At 63.1% G+C, this 21,107-nt stretch carries 1 protein-coding gene; it reads right to left on the bottom strand.

Annotated elements, in window-relative coordinates:
- Positions 1 to 387: 387 nt before the first annotated feature.
- Positions 388 to 21,107: VCBS domain-containing protein (locus NE535_RS10510; RefSeq protein ID WP_261298598.1), on the bottom strand; the 20,720-nt coding region annotated here is incomplete at its 5' end.

The following is a 21,107-nucleotide window of genomic DNA, read 5'->3' as shown; positions in this document are numbered from 1 at the left end:
GTCAGCTCGGAGCTATAAAGCCCAAAATCAGATCCTATATGGTTTTTGCATCCACAAATGGGGTGATTCTAAGCTAAAAATAAATGAATTTAGAAATAGTACGACTGGCTGTTTCGTCAGTGTAAGTATGATAAATGAAGGAACTGACATCCCAAGACAGCAAGTAGACTACCACCTCGAATTCAGTTTTTAATGATTATATATCATCCCATTTCACATGCGAGATACATAAATAACTCTATTATTAGATACTTAAATCGTATGACAGCTAATGTCAGTAGATCATGCCTTGGTCTAAATATCATTGTTAACACTGAGGCCCAATAGACCATGGAAGTTTACCTATGGTCTATTGGGCTAGAGTGAAGAGTATTAGCTCCCTAGCGCTTACATCTGGTTGTGCATATCATTTAGTGCCGAATGTAATAAATCATCGTCATTCGAATTTCCATCGAGGTGAGTATAACTTCCCTCAAAAATATCAATGCCTTGGTCTTTATGTTGATCCTTAGCGTCATCGAGTAATGGATTCTCAAAATGGTTAACGTGTGAAATATCCAACATATCAGTTTCACTATCCTGAGTTGATATGGCAGGTATTTCCGTTAGCGTTAAATCCATCCGTGTTTGTGTTGATGTTGGCGTTTCAAAGGTATTAGGTGTAATGCCAACCATTTGCAAATAGGGATCTATGGGCGAGGCCAGTGCAGATGCGACAACATGCTCATCAGCAGAAGCTGAATGAACTACTGAGATCATATCAACATTTGCTATAGCTGCAGGCTCTATTGCAAGTGCCCTCACCGCTGCAACCCCTTCATCCGATAACACTAAATTGTGACTCTCGTTATTGATGCCCACATGATGGATTGCTGCCGTTTGGTCAGCATATAGAGCCTCGCTTGGCTGTGATGCCAAACCTAAGCCCTGTGCGGCTTCATCACTGCTTGCCGCATCGTCCACAGGCGTGTTATCCAGCAGCGCATGGACCTCCCGGTTCTCGATGCCGTCTTCGGTGACCTCCTGTATCTGCGCGGTGATTTCTGGGGTTTCGTTCGTGCTTTGGATCGTCACGGTAACGGTGTGCGGTGTACCGTCGGCAGAAGTGACAGCCAGCGTGTCGGTGAGGTTCTCGCCAGCCTTAAGCTGCTGCACTGCGCTTTGGGTGTTGTCCTCGCTGTAAGTCCAGTGCCCGTCGGGCGCCAAGTCAAAATGGTCATGCTGGGTGGCAACATCAGTCTGCGACTTCATCGCCGACTGGCCAGCGTCCGCATCTTTGACCTCGATGAAACCGGAGATCAGCTGGCCGTTGTCCTCCAGCACATGGGCGCTGTCGAACTCAAGCGGCGCAATGGCCGGCGGCATGAACCCAGAGCCCTGCACGGCAGCGCCGCCGCTGGCCGCGGCCACGTCATGCATGACCGGGGTCAGCTGAGCCGCGTTTTGTTCCGGGTGAAGCACAAAATCCGTGTAGGGATGGCGGCCCGAGAGCATGCCGGGGTTGCCATTGTTATAGGCGTAGACACCCACTTCGCTGGCTTTTGCGTCGGTGAACACCACCTGATACCCGGCGCCCTTGGCGTGCCAGGCGATCATTTCACTGATCGGGACTTCCGTCAGGGTGCCGCCATGGGGACCAAAGGCCTTCGCGACGCTGCCATCGGGCGAAATGAAGGAAATGCCCGCGTTCTTGATGATGACCAGGGCCCGCTCGAACGGGTACGTGTCGGCACCTTGGAGCATCATGCTGGCGAGGTACTTGAAATTCGGATGGCTCATCCATTCAAACGCATGGCCGATCTGGGCGTAGGCATCGTCCGATTGCGTGGGGCCGGCATGGGGCACAAAAGCCGGGGCATCGTCCTGGCCCTGGATGGTCACGGTGATGGTCTGCGCCGTGCCATCGGCGCTGTGCACGGTGAAGGTGTCGGTCAGGTGCTCGCCGGTCTTGAGCTGCTGGATCGCCGCTAGCTTGTTGTCGGCTTCGTACAGCCAGTAGCCCGTCTGATCAATGGTGTAGTGGCCGTAGGTGGCGCCCACCGCGTTTTGCGGAACAAACAGGGCCTGGCCCGCATCCGGGTCGACGATGCTGAGCTGGCCAAAGTGCTCCAGATTGCCCTGCGAATTGACCTGCTGATCTTCCGTCACCGTGACGGCGGTGTCGCCGCCGATCACCGCCACATGGCTGACGGGCACGCCGCTCAGATGCAGGGTGAAGTCCGCCGCGCTGGCGCTCTGGTGATTGCTGCCTTCTTCGGCACGGGCGCTCACCTGGATGCTGGTATCGCCCTGGAAGTCATGCGGCGCGCGCAGGGCCAGCGCCTCCTGGTTCCAGCCTGTGGTCTCGATCACCTGCCCGGCTGTAGCGACCGTGACGCTGTACGTGCCGTCCGTCAGCGTGAAGCCCACCGGCAGGCCATGGATGGCGTAGCTCAGGGTCTCGCTGCCATCGGTGTCCGCCAGCTGGTAGCCGAGGTAGGGCTTGAGCAGGATGTCCTGATCGCCCAGCGTCAGGTGGTCGGGGGTGCCGATCTGGATGTTGTCGAACAGGGCGCGCGCCTCGCCCTGCCCCGTGGCGCGGAACTCCACGCGCGAGTTGCTGCCGGTGGCCACCAGGTCGTAGGCATGGTGCTGCATGGCGAAGGTGCCGGCGGTCGGGCTGATGGTGTCGATCACCTTGCCCTCCCACAGCACCTCGACCGGCGTCATCGCAAAACCCGGGCGGGCCGAGAGATCAAAGCCGACATGCACTGTTTGACCGGCCTGGGTGGCCAGGTCGCGGTAGATGTTGCTGCTCCAGCTCGCGGTCAGGCTGAGGATCTGGTTGTTGCCACTGCCGCCGTAGAGCCGCTCCTGGCCGATTTCCACACCGCTGGCTTCAGAGCTGTGCCAGCCCAGCGGGGTCGGGTCGGACAGCTTCCAGCCGGGGTCGCCCAGCACGGGGTTGCTGAAATCGGTGGTGATCGAGAGCGCGCCGTCGCGCACCGGTGCATCCGCCACCGGCGTGATGGCCAGCGGCAAGGTGGTCGTGATGGCTTGCGCGCCGCCGGTGACCGTCAGCGTGAGCGCTAGCTGGTCGGCCGAGACATTGGCGACGGGCGTGAAGGTCCAGCTGCCATCGGCGTTGTGCGTGACATGGCCGAAGGCCGGGTCCACCTGCACATCGCTGAGGCTCAGATGCTCGCCTGCGGCCGGGACTACGCCAGCCAGCTGCAGCAGCTCGTGTTCGCTGAAGCTGCGGGGCGTGTCTTCCGCCGTGGACAGGCGCTCGAAGCTCAGCGGCAGCGGCAGTTCGGCCGAGGTGACGGTCTGGTGCGTGGCGCTTTCTTCGGTGCGTGCGCTGATTTTCAGGTCGATCTGGCCTTCGAAATCCTTGGGCGCCTCTACGGTCACGGCATCCATCTGCCAGCCTGCCGTGTCGATCACCTGCCCGGCCGTCGTGACGGTGACACTGTGGCTGCCATCGCTGAGCGTGAAGCCCACCGGCAGACCATTGATCAGGTAGCTGATGGTTTCGCTGCCGTCGGTGTCGGCCAGGTGGAAGGCCTGACCCACATCCAGATGCAGCGCATGGTTCACAAGCGCCACCTGGGGCGGCGGACTGATCTGAAGGTTGTCGAATAAGGCCCGCGCATCGCCCTGGCCGCTGGGCCGCAGCTCCAGGCGCGAGTCAGGTCCCGTGGCCGTCAGGACATACTCATGCCGCTGCATGTCGTAGGCCTGGTTGCCCGGCGTCAGGGTGTCGATGACCTTGCCCTCGAACAAGACCTCGATGGTCGCCGCAGGCCGTCCCGGGCGCCCGGTCAGGTCAAAGCTGAAGACCAGGGTCTGCCCGGCCTGGGTGTTCAGGGTGCGGTAGAAATTCATGGGCGACGAGGCCAGGCCCGACAGCTCCAGCAGACTGTGGCTGTCGGCGCCGCCGTAACGGGTGGCCGTGCCGATGTACACCCCCTCATGGTGGTCGGTATGCCAGCCTACCTGGGTCGGATCAAGGTAAGCCCAGCCGGCGCTGCCGGGATTCTGGCTACTGATGTCGGGATGGATGGACAGCATGCCCGCGACCGGCGCGTCGGTCACGGCAGTGATCTGCAGCGGCAAGGCGACCTGCTGCGGCTGCGCGCCGCCAGCCACGGTGAGGTTCAGCGCCACCTGGTCCGCCGACACATTGGCCGCCGGGGTGAAGGTCCAGCTGCCATCGGCGTTGTGCGTGATTTGGCCAAAGGCCGGGTCCACTTGCACATCGCTGAGGCTCAGGTGCTGACCCGGGGCCGGTACCGCGCCGGCCAACTGCAGCAGCTCGCGTTCGCTGAAGCTGCGCGGCGTGTCTTCCGCCGTGGACAAGCGCTCGAAGCTCAGCGGCAGCAAGAGCTCGGCCGAGGTGGCGATTTGGTGGGTGGCGCCTTCTTCGGCGCTGGCGCTGACTTTCAGTGCCAGCTGGCCTTCAAAATCGGCAGGCGATTGCAGCACGAGGGCATCCAGCTGCCAGCCCTTGAGGTCGATCTGCTGCCCCGCCGTGGTCGCAGTGACGCTGTGGCTACCGTCGCTGAGGGTGAAGCCGACCGGCAAGTCCTTGATCAAGTAGCTCAGCGTCTCGCTGCCGTCGGTGTCGGCCAGCTGGAAGCTCTGGCCCAGATCCAGATGCAGCGCATGGTTCACCAGCGCCACCTGGGGCGGCGTTGTGCTGAGCTGCAGGTTGTCGATCAACGCGCGGGCATCACCGGAGCCAGTGGCGCGCAGTTCCAGGCGCGAATTGGCGCCGGTGGCCACCAGGTCATATTCATGGTGCGCCATCGCGTAGCCGCTGGCGGGCGTGATGGTGTCGATGACCTTGCCTTCCCACAGCACCTGCAGCGGCGCGATGGCAACGCCAGCGCGCGCCGAGAGGTCAAACCCGAAATGAACGACCTCGCCGGCCGAGATGGACAGGTCACGGTAGAGATTGGCGTCACTGCTGGCACTCAGGCTGACGATCTGGTTGCTGGTGCTGCTGCCGCCATAGAGTTTGTCCTGACCCAGCTCGACACCCTGGGCATGGTCGGTGTGCCAGCCCATGCCGGATGGGTCGACCATGGCCCAACCGGCGGAGCCCACCGCCTGGTGGTTGAAGTCCGTGAGCTCGGTCTGGCCACCGGCACCGAGTGGCGTGTCCACCACCGGCGTGATACTCAGCGCCAGCGAGGCCGTGAGCGGCTGGGCGCCACCGGTAACGGTGAGGGTGATGGGCACCTGATCGGCCGACACATTGGCCGCCGGGGTGAAGGTCCAGCTGCCATCGCCGTTGTGGGTGAAGTGGCCGAAGGCCGCATCCACCTGCACATCGCTGAGGCCGTAGGAGACCCCGGCTGCGGCATGCAGGCCGGCGAAGGACAGCAGTTGCGCCTCGCTGAAGTGGCGCGGGGTGTCCTCGATCACCACCGGGGAATCGAAGCTCAGTGCCTGCGGCACAAAGGCAGTGAGGGCACCTTGCTGGTGATTCGCACCCTCTTCGGAGCGCGCCGCGACCTGGAACCCCACGACGCCTTCGAATCCGGTCGGTGCCATCAGATGCAGCTGATCCGGCGCCCATCCTTGCGTGTCGATCACCTGATCCGCCGTGGTGACGGTGACACTGTGGCTGCCATCACTCAGCGTGAAGCCGACCGGTAGACCCTTGATGACGTAACTGAGCGTTTCGCTGCCGTCCGTATCCCTCAGGTGGAACTGCGTGAACGTGTCCAGGCCGCCCAGAGAAACGGGTTGGGTTGCCAGCACGGGCAGCGGCTCCCGCATACGAAGATGTGTGTAATCCACGTTCACATGCGCAAATTGGCCTGCGCCATCATGTGCGCGCAGTTGCAGATAGCCCTGGTCGCTGTCGGCCAAGAACCTGAAGCTTTGCTCACCCCACCCCCCTTCCGGGGTGTAGCTGGAAACCACTTGCCCGTTCCAGACCACTTCAAGCTTGATGTTGCCGCTGGAATAGGCACTCAGGGTCAGCTCATAAATTTGACCTGGCTTGGTGGCGAAATGGGTGCCGACCGTTGCATCGTCCGTGCCCCTCATCACGAGCATCGTGTTGGCCCCACCGTTGGGGCGCTGCAGGAGCAAATCTCCCCCTTCGTTATTCCAGCCCTGAATCGTCGCCGGCATCCTCTCAAAGCTGCTGTGCGCTTGGAAGTCGACCGAAGAAACAAGGGTCTTGGCCTGCCCTGACTCCGGCAACTCGCTCACGCGGAGTGTGTCGGCCACCGGCGTGATGTCGAGCTGGCCATGCGCTTCGCGGCTGACCGTGCCATCGCTGACGCTGAACTGCAGGTCCACGTCCTGGCCGCTGAAGTTGGCGGCCGGGGTGAAGGTGAAGCCGTGCGTGGCATCGCCGGTGAACGTGCCATGCGCGCTGGTCAGCGAGCCGGCCACGATGTGCAGCTGGGCGCCGTCATCCACATCGCTGGCGCCCACCGCCTGCAGCAGCTCGGCTTCGGTGAACACGCGCGGTGTGTCTTCATTGATCGCGCCCAAATCCGCTGCCGTGGCCGCCGTGCCGTGGGTCACCAGTGGGCCGTCATTACTGCCGGCGAGGGTAATCGTGAGATTCTGGGTGCTGGTCGCGCCAGCGCTGTCGGTCACGGTGATCGGAATCACCACAGCCTGGGTCTGGCCGGCCGCCAGGTGCTGATAGCTGGCGTGGCTGGGGTCAAAGCTGTAGCTGCCGTCGGTGTTGAGCGTGAAGCCGTCCACCGCGGTGCCGAGGCTGAAGGTGTGCGTGTCGCCGGCATCGGCGTCGGTAGCCGCCATATGGCCGCTGAGCAAGCTGCCGTCTTCGGTCACGGCCTGGGTCTGTGCCGCCATGACCGGCGCGTCATTCACCGGCGTGATGCTCAGTTGCAGCGAACTGCTGATGGGCTGCGCGCCGCCGCTCACCGTCAGCGTTAGCGGCACCTGGTCGGCAGCGACATCGGCCGCCGGCGTAAAGGTCCAGCTGCCATCGGCGTTGTGGCTGAACTGGCCGAAGGCCGGATCCACTTGCACATCACTCAGGCTCAGGTGCTCACCAGCTGCCGGGACTACGCCGGCCAGCGCGAGCAGCTTGCTCTCGCTGAGGGTCAGGGGCGTGTCTTCGGCCGTGGCGAGCGGCTGGAAGCTCAGGCGCACCGGCAGTGCCGCGGAACTGGCGGTCTGCTGGTTACCGGCCTCTTCGCTGCGACCGGTGACGCTGAGCTCCAGCGTGCCGGCAAAGTCCTTGGGCGCCTGCACGCTCAGGGCATCCTGTTGCCAGCCCTTGGTATCGATCACCTGATCGGCGGCCGTGACCGTGATGCTGTGGCTGCCATCCGTCAGGCTGAAGCCCACCGGCAAGCCCTTGATGAGATAGCTCAGCGTTTCGCTGCCGTCCGTGTCGGCCAGATGCAGATTGGTGGGCAAGTGGAGCTGAAGCTCGCTGTTGACCAGGGCCTCGCGGTCCAGATGGGGCGTGTCGCTGATCTCCAGCTTGTCGAAGATGGCGCGCATGTCGCTCTGATCGCCAACCACACGCAGCTCCAGCCTGGAATGCTCGCCGGTGGCTGTCAGCTGATAGTCGTGACGTTGAAGGTTGAAATCCGTCCCTGCGGGCGTGAAGCTGTCGATGACCTTGCCTTCCCACAAGACTTCTACCAGGGGCACGGCCCAGCCGCTGCGCGGCGAGACATCGAAACTGAATTTCAGCTCCTGGCCGGGCACCGTGTCGAGCACGCGGTAGAAGTTGGCCGAGCTGTCCTTGCCAGCCCCGGAGGAAATCATTTCCAGCGCGCGGTCACCACCGCTGCCACCGAACACATCCTGCCGCGCCACTTCCGAGCCCTGGGGCGCATCGGTGTGCCAGCCCAGGGGTGTGGGGTCAGCGAACTGGCCGTGCAACAGGGTGCTGTCGAAGTCGGTCTGGTGGGCGAGCGAATGGGTCTCGCCGGTGTATTCGAAGACCGGGACATCGGCCACCGGACGGATGTCCAGCCGGGCAAAGGTCGCCTGGTTGACGCCACCGTCGCTGACGCTGAACTGCACATCGACCTGCTGGCCGCTGAAGTTGGCGGAGGGCGTGAAGGTGAAGCCGTGGGCGGCATCACCCGTAAAAGTGCCGTGGGTGGAACTCAGCGAACCCGCCACGATGTGCAGGTCGTTGCCATCGTCAACGTCGCTGGCACCGACCGCACGCAGCAGCTCGGCCTCGGTGAACAGGCGCGGCGCGTCCTCGTCCACGGCGCCAAGATCGCCCGCCTTCGCTGCGCTGTTGGCCACCACCTGCAGGCCGTCGTTGGTGCCGGTGAGGGTGAAGGTGAGGTTCTGTGTACCGGTCGCCCCGGCGTGATCTGTCACCGTGATCGGGATGACCACATCCTGAGTCTGCCCTGCCGCCAGATGCTGGTAGCTGGCATGCGAGGGGTCGAAGCTGTAGCTGCCGTCGGCATTGAGTGTGAATCCGTCAACGGGGTGGGCCAGGCTGAAGCTCTGCGTGTCACCGACATCCACATCGGTGGCGACCATATGACCGGTGATAGGGCTGCCGTCTTCGGTCCCCGTCTGGCTTTGTGCCGCCAGCACCGGCGCGTCATTGACCGGCGCGATGCTGAGCTGCAGCGGGCGGCTGAGCGGCTGGCTGCCGCCGGCGATGGTCAGCGTGAACGGTACATCGTCGGCATTGACGTTGGAGGCCGGGGTGAAGGTCCAGCTGCCATTCGCGTTGTGGCTGAACTGGCCGAAGGCCTGGTCTACCTGCACATCGGCCAGCGTCATGGCCTGTCCGGCAGGCGCATGAACACCGGCCAGCTGCAGCAGCTTGGATTCAGTGAACACCTGGGGCGTGTCCTCGTACACCCGCAGTTGCTCGAAGCTCAACCGCATGGACAGCTCGGGTGAACTGGCGGTCTGCTGCGTGCCGCTCTCTTCGGCTACCCCGCTGACTTGCAGATTCACCTGGCCCTGGAAATCCTGTGGTGCCTTCACCACCAGCGCCGCCTGATCCCATCCCTTGGTCTCAATGGCCTGACCGGCCGTGGTGACGGTGATGCTGTGGGTGCCGTCGGTCAGGGTGAAGCCCTGCGGCAGGCCCTTGACCACGTAACTGAGGGTCTCGCTGCCGTCAGTATCGGCCAGGTGAAACTGTGCGCCGAGATCCAGATACGCATCGCCATTGACCGGGCTGAAGCGCGCCGCCACCGGAGAGACGCCGACGTCCAGGTTATCGAAGATAGCGCGCATATCGCTCTGCGCGCCCACCACGCGAATCTCCAGACGGGGCTGGCCAGCAGTGGCGAGTAAATCGTAGTCATGGTGCTGCAAGCCGAAGCCCGTGCCCGAGGGCGTGAAGCTGTCGATGACTTTGCCTTCCCACAGCACTTCGACCAGCGGTACCGCCCAACTATTGCGCGGTGACACGTCAAAGCCGAAACGCGCCATCTGGCCCGACGCGACGTCCAGCACGCGGTAGAGATTGGGCGAGTTGACCGCGCCGGCGCCCTCGGAGATCAGTTCCAGCGCATGGTCACCGCCGCTGCCGCCGAACACGTCCTGCCGCGCCACTTCCGAGCCCTGGGGCCCATCCGTGTGCCAGCCCAGGGGTGTGGGATCGGCGAACTGGCCGTGCAACAGGGTGCTGTCAAAGTCGGTATGGATGGCCGTCAGCTGGCCATCGGCCGGCAGGTCGAGCAGCGGCGTGTCGGCCACCGGCGTGATGTCCAGATGCAGGGTGCTGCTGATCGGCTGCGCACCACCGTGTACGGTGAGGGTCAGCGGCACCTGATGGGCCGAGACGTTGGCCTCCGGCGTAAACGTCCAGCTGCCATCGGCGTTGTGGCTGAAATGGCCGAAGGCCGGGTTCACCTGCACGTCATCCAGCGTCAGGACCTCTCCCAAACCCGCACGGATACCGGCCAGTTGCAGCAAGCGGGATGCAGAGAAGGTCTGGGGCGTATCTTCAACGGCCGTCAGCCGATCGAAGCTCAAGCGCAGCGACTGCTGGTCAGACGTCGCCGTCTGGTGGTTGGCGGTCTCCTCGGCACGGGCGCTGACCTGGATCTCGAGCTGCCCCTGGTAGTCCTGAGGCGCACGCAAAGCCAACGCATCCTGGCTCCACCCCTTAGTGTCGACCACCTGGCCGACACTGGCGATGGTCACGCTGTGCGTGCCGTCCGTGAGCGTGAAGCCTGGCGGCAAGCCCTTGATCAGGTAGCTCAGGGTCTCGCTGCCGTCGGTGTCGGCCAGCTGAAATGCCTGGCCCATATCCAGGTGCAGGGCCTGGTTGACCTCGCCCACCTGGGTGGGCAGGCCGATTTGGATGTTGTCGATGATGGCCCGCTTGTCTGCATCATCGCCCACCACGCGGAACTCGATGCGCGACTGCGGGCCAGTGGCCTGCAGGTCGTACTCGTGATGATGCATCTCGTAACCGGCGGTGCCCGGCGTGAACGCGTCGATGACCTTGCCTTCCCACAGCACCTCGATGCGGGCGACATCCCAGTTCTCGCGGCGCGAGGCATCGAAGCTGACGTGGAGCAATTGCCCGGTCTGCGTGTCGAGCTCGCGGTAGATGTTCGGCGAGTTGATGCTGGCGCCCTTGGACACCAATTCCAGCACCTGGTTTTTGCCCGTCCCGCCAAACACGTCTTCCGTGGTTTGCTCCACGCCGAACGTGGAATCGGTCTTCCAGCCCAGCAACGCGGGGTCGGCGAATTGCCCCGACAGTTGCACATCATCGAAAGTGGTCGACACCAGCGGACCCACGGGCTTGTCCGCCACCGGCGTGATATCCAGCTGCCCATGCGCTTCGCGGCTGACCGTGCCATCGCTCACGCTGAACTGCAGGTCCACATCCTGGCCGCTGAAATTGGCCGCCGGGGTGAAGGTGTAGCCGTGGGTAGCATCGCCGGTGAAGGTGCCGTGGGCACTGGTAAGCGATCCGTCAACGATGTGCAGGCTGCTGCCGTCATCCACATCGCTGGCGCCCACCGCCTGCAACAGCTCGGCCTCGGTGAACACGCGCGGTGCGTCTTCATTGATCGCGCCCAGGTCGGCGGCTGTCGCGACCGTACCGTGGGTGACCAGCGGGCCATCGTTGCTGCCGGTGAGGGTGATGGTCAGGTTCTGGGTGCTGGTCGCGCCAGCGCTGTCGGTCACCGTGATCGGGATGATCACATCCTGCGTCTGGCCAGCGGCCAGATGCTGGTACGCCGCATTGCTCGGATCAAAGCTGTAGCTGCCATCGGCGTTGAGCGTAAATCCATCGACCGCGTTGGCGAGGCTGAAGGCCTGCGTGTCGCCGCTATCGACATCGGTGGCGACCATATGGCCTGTGAGCTGCGTGCCGTCTTCCGTGACGGTCTGGCTCTGTGCCGCCAACACCGGCGCATCGTTCGTGCCCTGCAGCGTGACCGTGATCGTGTGGGTCGTGCCGTCGGCACTGGCCACGGTCAGCGTGTCGGTCAGGCTTTCGCCCGCCTTGAGTTGCTGGATGGCCGTCTGCGCGTTGTCGGCGCTGTAGGTCCAGGCGCCAGACGCATCGACGCTGAAATGCCCGTAGCCGGCGCTGCCGGCCACATCCGTTTGGGCAGTGAAATGCGTTTCGCCGGTATCGATATCGCTGATCGTGAGCTGGCCGCTCGCCTGCAGGTGGCCGGTGGTGACGGCCGCGTCCTCAGTGACCGTTCCCACATCCACGCCGCCGATCACGGCGCCGTCGTTGGCGCCCGTGACGGTAATCGTGAGATTCTGGGTGCTCGTCGCGCCCGCGCTGTCGGTCACCGTGATCGGGATGACGACAGCTTGCGTCTGCCCCGCAGTCAGATGTTGGTAGCTGGCATGGCTGGGGTCGAAGCTGTAGCTGCCGTCAGCGTTCAGCGTGAAGCCGTCGACTGCCTGCGCGACGCTGAAAGCTTTGGTATCGCCCGCGTCTACGTCAGTGGCGACCATATGGCCTGTGAGCTGCGTGCCGTCTTCGGTCACGGCCTGCGTCTGTGCTTGCAGTACCGGAACGTCGTTCGTGCCCTGGAGGGTGACCGTGATCGTGTGGGTCGTGCCGTCGGCACTTTGCACCGTCAGGCTGTCCGTCAGGCTGTCGCCTGTCTTGAGTTGCTGGATTGCGTTTTGCGTATTGTCGGCGGTGTAGGTCCAGGCGCCGGTCGCATCCACGCTAAAGTGGCCGAGGCCGCTACTGCCGGCCGCATCGGTCTGTGCCGTGAAGTGATCTTGCCCGGCATCCGGGTCGGTGACCGTGAGCTGGCCACTGGCCGCCAGCTTGCCCGTGCTGTCGATCGCATCTTCGTTCAATGTTGCCGCATCGACGCCGGCAATGACTGCGCCATCGTTCGCCCCCATCACCATGACGCGCACCACGGTACTGGCCGTGGCGCCGCTGCTGTCAGTGGCGGTGATCTGGAACACATCCTCGCCACGCTGGCCGGCCGACAGTGCGTTCGTGTCAGCGTCGGTATTGTCGAGCTGATAAGTCCAACTGCCCGATGCAGCATCGAAATCCAGATGCCCGTAAGTGCCCTGGCCCTGGCCGCTTACCGACCAGCTCAAGGTATCGCCGGCATCCAGATCGCGGCTGTGCAAAAGACCCGTGATGGTGGACGTCGCCGAATCTTCGCTGACGAAGCGCGCCGAGGCACGGGTGGCGCCGATCACCGGAACATCATTGCTGCCGTTGATGGTGACGTTGATGGTGTGCGTGGTGCCGTCAGGGCTGTGTACCGTGAAGCTGTCGCTCAGGTGTTCCCCGGCCTTGAGGGCTTGAATCGCCAGATTGCTGTTGTCGGCCGCATAGGTCCAGTGGCCACTCGCACCGAGCACAAAGCCGCCATAACCCTGGGCACTGGTACCGAATTGCGCGGCAAACACGGCTTCGCCAGCATCGGCATCGCTGACCGACAGAAGCCCGGACGTGGTGATTTTTCCGGCGGCATTGACAGCGACATCTTCCGTCAGACTACCGCTGTCGGTGCCGGTGATCACGGCGCCGTCGTTGCTGCCGGTGAGGGTGATCACGACATTGTGGCTCGTCCCATCGGCTGAGGTGACGGCAAAGGTATCTGTTTGTGTCGCACCCACGGCCAGCGCATCGGCCCGGTTGTCCGGGGTGTAGGACCAATGGCCGTCGGCGGTGATGCTGAAATGACCGAACTGACCGGCGACATCGGTCTGGGCAACTAGGTGGGCATCGGCTGCCGTGGGGTCGGTGACGGTCAGTACGCCGCTGACCGCCCTGTCTTCGTCGGTCGTTTTTGCGTCATCGCCAGCAATGACCGCTGTGATCTGCGGCGTGCCATCGGTATGGCCATGGACGGTGATATCGATGCTGGTGGTCTGGGGTAGGCCTTGGGACATGATGAATACCTTGCCGAACACATCATGCTCTACATCACCGGTGTTAAGACTGTTCGCCTTGGTTGGGTCGAGCTGATATTCCCAGGTGCCGTCAGTCTTCACCAGCAGGGTGCCGTAGGTCCCGGGGTAGCTTCTGTCGGCTGCCGCGATGTTGCTCTTAGGGGTGTCGATGTCGGTGAAGCTCATCTGGCCGGTAGTCGTGCCTTGGCCATCCTCGATGACATCGCCAGTGAGTTTTCCGCCGATTACAGTAGCGTCATCCCGCCCCATCACATCTACCGTCAGCTCGCGCTGCACGCCGTTGGCGGTCTCCACGGTGAAGGTGTCGCGTTGGACTTCACGGCCGGCCATGCCCTGAACGGCTGCGTTGTCCACCTGATAGGTCCAGTGGCCATCGGCTCGCAGCTCAAAGGTGCCATGGGCGGTGTGTTGAATCTGCGCCACAAAAGCCGGGGCCACGGCCGCGCTGGTGTCCACCCGCAGTTGCCCCTCGACAGCCTGATGGGCATCCTCGTCCGTCTTGCCCCGGTGATCGCCGCCAATCAACTCGTACTGCATGCCGCTGGAGGTCACACGCAGATCCACCGGTGTAGAGTCGGCCACGGCGCTGCCGTCGGTGGCCATCGCCTGTACCTGAAAATGCTGGTCAGTGGCGTGCAGCAGGTGCAGGTCCTGGGCCTCGGCGGCAGTGACGGTCCAGCTGCCGTCGGCGTTCCTGGTGCCGCGGTTGAGGGTAGCGGCGACATCCAGGCCGGTAATCTTGTAGCTCAGGGTTTCAGTGGTCGCCTGGTCGCTGAGCTGGCCGTGCAGGTTGAGCCGTGTGTCGAACTGGATCAGCTGCGCCTCGACGTGGCTCAGCATGAAACGGGATTGATGGTGAGCGTCATGGAGTGGAGCATCCACCGCCTGCAAAGCGATGTAGCTGAACGGGGTCGCCGTATGAATGTCGAGCTTGCCGTTGAGCGCTGGGTCGGCATTGGGCACCAGGTCGCCCTCAGCCACTTTGTTGCCCTGGGCGTCGTAGGCAATCCAGTGCGCCTTGTCCTCGCTGGCGTAGGGATTGGCCGTACTGGTGTGGTCCATAAAGTTACTGAGCTGCAGGGTAGCGGAACGTGAGGCGCCAGCCAGCTGGATCATCAGGGTCTCACCTTTATCAAGCTGGGTGTCACCAGTTCGCGCGGACACGCCGAAACTGCCGCCGGATACGATTGGCGTATTCCCCACCAAGCCAAGGTTCAGCTTGCCGCCCAGTTCGATCTGGTCGGTGGCAAATCCGCTCAGTGTGATCTGGTGCAAAACCCCCTGGCCATGGAGCACCTCGCCCGTGGCGTCGGTAGGCAAGAACTGTGTTGCCTCCTGGGTTGCGGTGAGGCTGGGGGCGTCGATGGTGCCGTGGATGCTGACGGCAATCTGTTGGCTGGTGCCATCGGCCGTCTGCACGGTGAACGTTTCGGACAGCGCTCCTTGTGGCCCCAGTTGCTGGACCGCCGGCAGGCTGTTGTCGATCGAATAATGCCAAGTACCGGCGGCATCGATAGTCAGCACGCCTCCGTCGCTGCCATGCAGGGTGGCGGCCTGGAAGGTGGCCGCGCTGTCCACGTCGGTGGCGCTCAGTTGCCCGCTAGTCTCCAGGAAGTGGCCGGTGGACACCCCCTTGTCTTCGGTGACGCTGCCGCTAGTGGTGCCGGTGATCGTGGCGCCGTCGTTGGTTCCCGTGACGGTGATGGTGAGCTTCTGTGTGCTGGTCTCGCCGGCGCTATCGGTGACCGTGATCGGAATCACCACGTCATGAGTCTGTCCCGCCGATAGGTGCTGGTAACTGGCGTGCGTCGGGTCGAAGGTGTAGCTGCCGTCCGCGTTGAGCGTGAAGCCGGCGACTGCCGTGCCCATGCTGAAGGCCTGGGTGTCACCCCTATCGACATCCGTGGCGACCATCCGGCCGGTGAGTTGCGCACCGTCTTCGATGACGGACTGGGTCTGGGCAGTCAGCACCGGTGCGTCGTTGGTACCGGTGATCGTCATCGTCACCGTGTGACTGGTGCCGTCGGCACTGGTCACGGTGAAGCTGTCGGTCAGGGGGTCACCGGCCTTGAGTTGCTGGATGTCCGGCTTGCTGTTGTCGGCACTGTAAGTCCAGTGCCCGGCTGCATCGAGGGTGAAGACGCCATAGTGGCCGTTCGAGGCCAGCGCATTGAAGTGGTCTTGTCCCACATCCGGGTCAGTCACGGTCAACGTGCCCGAGGCGGCGATTTTCCCGGCGGCGTTGACGCCCGTGTCTTCCGTGACGGCGCCGGTGCTGGCGCCGCCGATGATCGCGCCGTCCTGGGCGCCGGCAACGGTGATGACGAGATTCTGCGTGGCGGTGGCGCCGGCGCTGTCGGTGACGGTGACGGGGATGGTCAGGGTTTGCGTCTGGCCGGCGGCCAGGTGCTGGTAGGCAGCATTGCCCGGATCGAAGCTGTAACTACCATCCGCGTTGAGCGTGAAGCCGGCGACGGCCGTGCCCATGCTGAAGGCCTGCGTATCACCCGTGTCAACATCGGTGGCGATCATCCGGCCGATGAGCTGCGTGCCGTCTTCGGTCACGCTTTGGGTTTGGGCGGTCAGCACCGGGGCGTCGTTGCTGCCCTTGATCGTCACGGTCACCGTGTGCTGAGTGCCATCGGCGCTATGAATGACGAAGGTGTCCTGAATAGTCTGGCCCTCGGCCAGTCGCTGGATCTCGGGACGGGTGTTGTCAACGGTGTAGCCCCAGAAGGCTTGCCCATTGGTCAGCGGCGTCAGGGAGAACTGACCAAGGCCTGCCTGGCTGGTTCCCTGCTGGGTGGTGAATGTATTTTCGCCGGCATCGACATCTGTCACTGCCAGATGGCCTTCGATGTGCAGACGACTGTCTTCCTTGATTTCACCGACGGTTCCGCTGGCATCACGAATCACTGCACCGTCCTGTGCACCAGCAACCGTGATGACGAGGTTCTGGACAGCCGTGGCTCCCGCGCTGTCGGTGACCGTCACCGGAATCGTCACGGTCTCGGAGTGACCCGCCTGAATGTGCTGGTAGGCGGCATTGCTCGGGTCGAAGGTGTAGCTGCCGTTGGCGTTGAGGGTAAAGCCGGCGACTGCCGTGCCCATGCTGAAGGCCTGGGTGTCACCGCTATCGACATCCGTGGCGACCATCCGGCCGGTGAGTTGCGCACCGTCTTCGGTGACGGACTGGGTCTGGGCAGTCAGCACCGGTGCGTCGTTGGTACCGGTGATCGTGACGGTCAGGGTGTGTGTCGTGCCGTCAACGGTTTGTACCGTAATCGTCTCTTGCAAGGTCTGGTGTTCAGCCAAAGTCTGGATTTCAGACTTGCGGTTGTCGACGATAAAGGTCCAGGTGCCATCGGCATGAACCACAAACTGGCCAAGGCCATGATCGCCATCCACCGGCGTACCCCGTTCGCGCGACCCAGGCTGATGATTGGATTGACCGGTGACTACAAAGAGGTTTTCACCCGTGTCTTTGTCGCTAATTTGAAGCTGGCCAGATACCAAGAGGTTTGAACCTGACGGATTGATATCCTCGGTGACAGCGCCGCTGTCAGTGCCACGAACTTGAGCGGCATCGTTGGTGCCGGTGACCGTAATCGTCAGGTTCTGTGTGCTGGTCGCACCGGCGTGATCTGTGACCGTAATCGGGATCACGACATCTTGCGTCTGACCTGCCGCCAGATGCTGGTAACTCGCGTGGCTGGGGTCGAAGCGGTAACTGCCATCGGCGTTCAGCGTGAAACCGTCGACGGGTTGAGAGGTCGAGAAGCGCTGCGTATCGCCCGCGTCGGCGTCAGTTGCAACCATCTGGCCACGCAATAGATTGCCGTCTTCGGTGACCGCCTGGGCTTGCGCTTGCAGCACCGGCCTGTCTTCAGCGCCGTTGATGGTGATGGTGACGACTTGTTGTGTGCCATCGGCGGTTGTCACGGTGAAGCGGTCGGTCAATGTCTCGCCGGCCTTGAGTTGCTGGATGGCCGTTTGGCTGTTGTCGGCGGTGTAGCTGTAGTGGCCGCCGGCGTCGATGCTGAAGCTGCCGTAATGACCTGCACCGGTTACGCCGGTTTGCGCCACGAAGTGGTCTTCGCCGGCTTCCGGGTCGACAACTGTGAGCTGGCCGCCCGCTCTGAGTAGTCCGCCCGTAGACACCACGCCGTCTTCATTGACCGCATTGGCAACTCGACCGCTCACCACGGCGGCGTCGTTCGTGCCGGTAACGGTTATGGTCAGGTTCTGCGTGCTGGTGGCGCCCGCGCTGTCGGTCACCGTGATCGGAATGAGCACATCCTGCGTCTGGCCCGCAGCCAGATGCTGGTAGGTCGCATTCGATGGATCGAAACTGAAACTGCCATCAGCATTAATCGTGAAACCGGCGACTTGTTGAGCGATCGAGAAACGCTGTGTGTCGCCCGCGTCCGCGTCGGTGGCCAGCATCTGGCCGTTGAGGCGTGCGCCGTCTTCAGTGACGGCATGAGTCTGCGCCTGCAGCACCGGCTTGTCCTCGGCGCCTTTGATGGAGATGGTGACGACCTGCTGCGTGCCGTCGGCTGTTGCCACGGTGAAGCTGTCGCTCAGCGTCTGGCCAGCCTTGAGCTGCTGGATGGCCGTCTGCGTGTTGTCGGCGGTGTAGCTGTAGTGGCCTCTGGCGTCGATGCTGAAGCTGCCGTAATGACCTGCACCGGTCACGCCGGTTTGCGCCACGAAGTGGTCTTCACCCGCATCCGGGTCGACGACGGTGAGCTGGCCGCCTGCTCTGAGCATGCCGCTCGTGGACACGACGGCGTCCTCGGTGACGAAGTTGGCAATCTGACCGCCGATGGTGGCGCCGTCGTTGCTGCCGGTGACCGTGATCGTGAGGTTCTGCGTGTTGGTCGCGCCGGCGCTGTCGGTCACCGTGACGGGGATGACCACGTCTTGCGTCTGGCCGGCGGTCAAGTGCTGGTAGCTGGCGTGCGCCGGATCGAAGCTGTAGCTGCCGTCTGCATTCAGCGCGAAGCCGTCAACTGTGTTGGCGATGCTGAAGGTCTGGGCGTCGTGAGCATCCGCATCGGTGGCGACCATGTGGCCTTGCAACAAGGTGCCGCCTTCAGTGACGGCCTGCGTCTGCGCGGCCAGCGCCGGCGCGTCGTTCGTGCCATTGATCGTGACGGTGATCGTGTGCGCCGTGCCATCGGCACTGTGCACGGTCAGCGTGTCGCTCAGCGACTGGCCGGTTTGAAGCTGCTGGACGGCAGACTGCGTGTTGTCGGCGCTGTAGGTCCAGTGGCCGGACGCAGACAGGCTGAAGCGGCCCAGGCCAGTGCTGCCGGCCATATCGGTCTGCGCGATGAAATGGTCCTCACCGCTGTCGGTGTCGGTGATCGTCAGCTGCCCGCTGGTTTGCAGATGGCCATTCTGGACGGACTGATCCTCGGTGACTGCGCCGCTGTCGACGCCGTGGATCACCGCGCCGTCGTCGACGCCAGTGATGGTGATGCTCAGGTTTTGCGTGCTGGTCGCGCCGGCACTGTCGGTGACGGTGATCGGGATGACCAGGTCCTGCGTCTGCCCAGCAGCCAGATGCTGGTAGCTTGCGTGGCCAGGTTCGAAGCTGAAGCTGCCGTCGCTGTGCAGCGTGAAACCGTCCACCGGCTGGGCGATGCTGAAAGCCTTGAGGTCGCCGGCATCCGCGTCGGTGGCGATCATCTGACCGTCAAGCCGCAAGCCGTCCTCGGTGACTGCGTGGGTTTGGGCCTGCAGCACCGGCCTGTCTTCGGTGCCGTTGATGGTGATGGTGACGACCTGCTGCGTGCCGTCGGCTGTCGTTACGGTGAAGCTATCGCTCAGCGTCTGGCCAGCCTTGAGCTGCTGGATGGCCGTCTGGGTGTTGTCGGCGGTGTAGCTGTAGTGCCCACTGGCATCGATGCTGAAGCTGCCGTAATGGCCAGCTCCGGTCACGTCGGTTTGGACCACGAAATGGGCTTCTCCGGCATCCGGGTCGACGACGGTGAGTTGCCCTGCGGCCCGGAGTATACCGGCCGTGGATACCACAGCGTCCTCGGTGACGTTGTTGGCAAGCCGACCGCCGATGACAGCGGCGTCGCCAGTCCCGGTGATCGAGATCAACAGGTTCTGTGTGCTGGAGGCTCCGGCTGTGTCAGTGACGGTGATGGGAATGGTCAGCGTCTGCACCTGACCGGCGGTGAGCTGCTGATAGGCAGCGTCGCTCGGATCGAAGCTATAGCTGCCGTCAGGATTGAGTGTGAAGCCGGCGACTGCCGTGCCCACGCTGAAGGCCAGGCTGTCGCCCGCATCCATATCGGTGGCAACTAGGAGCCCACGGAGTCGCGTACCGTCTTCGATGACTGACTGGCTTTGAGCCTGCAAAACCGGTACGTCGTTGCTGCCGGTGAGGGTGACGTTGATCGTATGCGTGCTGCCATCGGCACTGCTCACGGTGAGACTGTCGCTCAGCGTGGCGCCAGCTTTGAGTTGCTGGACTGCGGCTTGGCTGTTGTCGGCTGAGTAGGTCCAATGGCCAGCGGCATCGATGCTGAAGCTGCCGTAACTGGCGGCGACACCGGTCTGCGCGATGAAATGGTCTTCGCCGGTGTCCACATCGGCGACCGTCAGCTGCCCGCTGGCTTGCAGATGGCCGCTCTGGACGGACTGATCCTCGGTGACCGCACCGGTGTTGACGCCGCCGATGATGGCGCCGTCGTCAACGCCGGTGACAGTGATGGTCAAGTTCTGAGTGCTGGTCGCACCGGCGCTGTCGGTGACAGTAATGGGGATGACCACGTCTTGCGTCTGGCCGGCAGCCAAGTGCTGGTAGCTCGCGTGCGCTGGGTCGAAGCTGTAGCTGCCGTCGGCGTTCATCGTGAAACCGTCTACGGACTGCGCCGTGCTGAACGTCTGTGTATCGGCGGCGTCCACATCGTTTGCAACCATGTGCCCCTTAAGCTGAGCGCCGTCTTCTGTGACGGCTTGGGTCTGGGCACTGAGCACCGGCGCGTCGTTCGTGCCCTGCAGCGTGACGGTGATCGTGTGAGTGGTGCCGTCGGCGCTCTGCACCGTCAGCGTGTCGGTCAGCGATTCGCCGGCCTTCAGCTGCTGGATGGCCGTTTGGGTGTTGTCCGCGCTGTAGGTCCAGGCCCCTGCTGTGTCGACGCTGAAGTGCCCGTAGCTACCGCTGCCAGCCACATCCGTTTGCGCCGTGAAGTGCGCTTCGCCGGTATCGGCGTCGCTGATCGTGAGCTGGCCGCTGGCCTGCAGATGGCCGGTGGTGACGGCGGCATCCTCAGTGACCGTTCCCAGATCCACACCGCCGATCACCGCGCCGTCTGCGGCGCCGGTGACTGTTATGGTGAGATTTTGCGTGCTGGTCGCGCCCGCGCTGTCGGTCACCGTGATCGCAATCACCACGTCTTGCGTCTGACCGGCGGCCAGATGCTGGTAGCCCGCATGGCTCGGATCGAATTGATAACTGCCATCGGCGTTGAGCGTGAAGCCGTCAACGGCGTTGGCGATGCTGAAAGTTTGCGTGTCGCCGGCGTCCACATCGGTCGCGGCCATGTGACCGCTGAGCAAGCTGCCGTCTTCGGCGACGGCCTGGCTCTGTGCCGCTAGCACCGGGGCGTCGTTCGTGCCCTGCAACGTGACGGTCACGGTATGCGTCGTGCCGTCCGTGGTGCTGACGGTGAAGGTGTCGGTAAGTGTTTCACCGGCCTTCAGTTGCTGGATCGCTGCCTGCGTGTTGT

The organism is Shewanella holmiensis (assembly GCF_025370255.1).
In the GTDB taxonomy this organism is placed as follows: domain Bacteria; phylum Pseudomonadota; class Gammaproteobacteria; order Enterobacterales; family Shewanellaceae; genus Shewanella; species Shewanella holmiensis.
This window is presented reverse-complemented; position numbering and strand designations above follow the sequence as displayed.